The 1,935-nt window shown below is 63.9% G+C and carries 5 protein-coding genes and 1 pseudogene; 3 read left to right on the top strand and 3 right to left on the bottom strand.

Translation table 11 applies throughout. From position 1 onward, the window contains the following. Positions 1-124 (top strand): annotated as a pseudogene (locus PGX04_RS11740) (methionine synthase); the annotation flags it as partial. 45 nt (positions 125-169) lie between these two features. Here the strand turns inward: PGX04_RS11740 and PGX04_RS11735 are convergent. Next, complete coding sequence (locus PGX04_RS11735; RefSeq protein ID WP_273738679.1) at positions 170-325, bottom strand: hypothetical protein; 156 nt, start codon at positions 323-325, stop codon at positions 170-172. A gap of 128 nt (positions 326-453) precedes the next feature. Here PGX04_RS11735 and PGX04_RS11730 point away from each other — a divergent pair, with 128 nt between their 5' ends. Beyond that, positions 454-669 (top strand): hypothetical protein, encoded by a 216-nt coding sequence (locus PGX04_RS11730; RefSeq protein ID WP_273738678.1) that lies wholly within the window; start codon positions 454-456, stop codon positions 667-669. Positions 670-708: 39 nt separating this feature from the next. On the opposite strand, the gene PGX04_RS11725 is transcribed toward PGX04_RS11730, so the two are convergent. Continuing rightward, positions 709-981 (bottom strand): DUF7967 family protein, encoded by a 273-nt coding sequence (locus PGX04_RS11725; RefSeq protein WP_273738677.1) that lies wholly within the window; start codon positions 979-981, stop codon positions 709-711. 92 nt (positions 982-1,073) lie between these two features. On the opposite strand from PGX04_RS11725, the gene PGX04_RS11720 reads away from it, so the two are divergent. After that, complete coding sequence (locus PGX04_RS11720) at positions 1,074-1,418, top strand: thiol-disulfide oxidoreductase DCC family protein (RefSeq protein ID WP_273738676.1); 345 nt, start codon at positions 1,074-1,076, stop codon at positions 1,416-1,418. Between the two features lie 93 nt (positions 1,419-1,511). On the opposite strand, the gene PGX04_RS11715 is transcribed toward PGX04_RS11720, so the two are convergent. Continuing rightward, positions 1,512-1,935, bottom strand: a 424-nt coding sequence (locus PGX04_RS11715) for an inorganic phosphate transporter (RefSeq protein WP_273738675.1), incomplete at its 5' end; no start/stop codon positions are given.

Below are 1,935 nucleotides of genomic sequence, written 5' to 3'. Positions count from 1 at the left end.
CGCCGCGCCCGACTGCGGCTTCGGCACGCAGGCCGGCCTCGGCATGGTTGACCCCGAGATCGCGTGGGCCAAACTCGAGGCGCTCGTCGAGGGCGCCGAGATCGCGACCGAGCGCATCTACTGACCGACCACCGGCGATGACCGTCGCAGCGCGGGACTCGCGAGACCGTTACGGACAGTCGCGCTCGCCGAACGAGCAAGCGAACGATCCCTGGTCGGCGACCCACGTCTCGCCTGACTGGAGTGCGACAAGCATCGCTCGTCCACCGTAGCCGTGGATCTCGTCGTAACAGTGGACAATGACACACGAGACGTCGTCAGGCACTTTAGCGCACTCGGAACGAGTGAACGGCTGTTCGGAGTAGGAGGTGTCAGGTCGCGCCAACCGAGGAGCGTCCCGTTGAGGCGCTCGACCTGCCACCAGTTCGTGTAGCCGTCCTCGCCGTCGTCGTCATGGTGAAGCGCCACGTCGAACGCGTATGCGTCTCCGTCGTTGACGCTCACCTCGACGACGTTCGCCTCACGGAGGGGGAGGTCGTCGCCGTCGATCACGTCTACGCCGTCGCTCTTGTCGGTCCTGTTGACGTCGCTCGAGTCAATGTCCCAACCGAGGTCGCTACAGCCGGCCAGCGCGGCGAGCGCGAGCGTTCCCGCCGTACGCTCGAGTAGTCGCCGTCGGGACAGATCGGGTCCGGTCATCTGCCACAACTATATCGTCTCGTCGGGATCGTGTTCCTCCACCATGCGCGCTGCTTCGTCGGCATACCGGTCGCGAACGTCTGGATCCTCGACGGTCGCGAGGTCATCGGGAGAGACGTCCTTCGCGGCAGTGACCGTGTCCAGGTCGACCGCCTGTACTGCGAGTTCCTTTCGGAAGGTTTGAGTTCCGTCGGGAGTCGCATAGGTGAGGATAATGAGGTCTCGATTGTCGTAATCGCGCTCGACCAGCCACACGCGAACGTCGGCCGACTCCGATGGCATGAGAACCCAAACGAGAAGCGTAAGGGTAGTCGTTGAGGTTGAGAGTTTAGTGGCTTGAGAACCTCATCGGTATCCACGCCTTCGGCTCGAGAATGTCACCACCGACGCTCGTCTACGACGACGATTGCGGGGTCTGTACTCGTGCAGCGCGGTTCGTGGACCGCCGCGCGGCGATTGACATCGTCGGCTTTTCGGAACTCACGGACGACCTGCGAGCGCGCTTGCCGCTCGACTACGAGGCGTGTGCGCATCTGGTTACCGACGAGACGACCTACTCCTGTGGGGCAGCGATGGAACGCGCCTACGAACGGACCGGCCTTCTGCCATCGCAGCTTTTTCCGCTGTTTCGTCGCGTTCCTGGATATGCACCCGTCCGCGAGTTCGTCTATCGCATCGTCGCATCGAACCGGCCGTCGATCGGCCGATTGCTACCGTAGCTTCTCGAAAGCGTATAGGCAACCCGCTATTCCGACCGAGATTCGATCGAAAACGGACGGTGATCGAAGAAGGGCCGAACGCGTCCTGCAGCTTCAGAGGTCCAGAAGAAGCATCGACCCGTAGCCGAGACCGAACGCGAGTATGAACGATCCGATCCAGGCGGCGACGGTGAGTCCCAGCTTTCGCGGACTGACGCCGGCTCCGCCGGCGACCGCGGCCCCGCTGCCGACGATCGCACTCACGATGATCTCGTTGAACGAGACCGGGACTCCCAGCAGAACCGCGCTCTGTGCGATGAGAAACGAAGGGACGAGCGTCGCGATCGAGCGACGCGGCCCCAGCGACGCGTACTCCTGGGAGATCGACTTGATCATTCGCGGGGCGCCCGTCCACGAGCCAACGAGGATTCCGACGCCGCCGCCGAGCAGGACCACGATCGGCGACACCGTCGGCAGCTCCTCGAGTAGCGGGAACAGCGGTCCGACGGCCAGACCGACCTGACTCGCGCCCGCCGAG

The sequence above is a fragment of the Natrinema soli genome (assembly GCF_028618695.1).
The sequence above is the reverse complement of the archived record's forward strand: the minus strand, read 5'-3'. Positions and strand labels throughout refer to the sequence as shown.

Excerpts from the sequence above, each read along its gene's own strand:
- PGX04_RS11725 (WP_273738677.1), bottom strand. The coding sequence starts at position 981 with ATGCCATCGGAGTCGGCCGACGTTCGCGTGTGGCTGGTCGAGCGCGAT.
- PGX04_RS11720 (WP_273738676.1), top strand. The coding sequence starts at position 1,074 with ATGTCACCACCGACGCTCGTCTACGACGACGATTGCGGGGTCTGTACT.
- PGX04_RS11730 (WP_273738678.1), top strand. The coding sequence starts at position 454 with ATGGTGAAGCGCCACGTCGAACGCGTATGCGTCTCCGTCGTTGACGCT.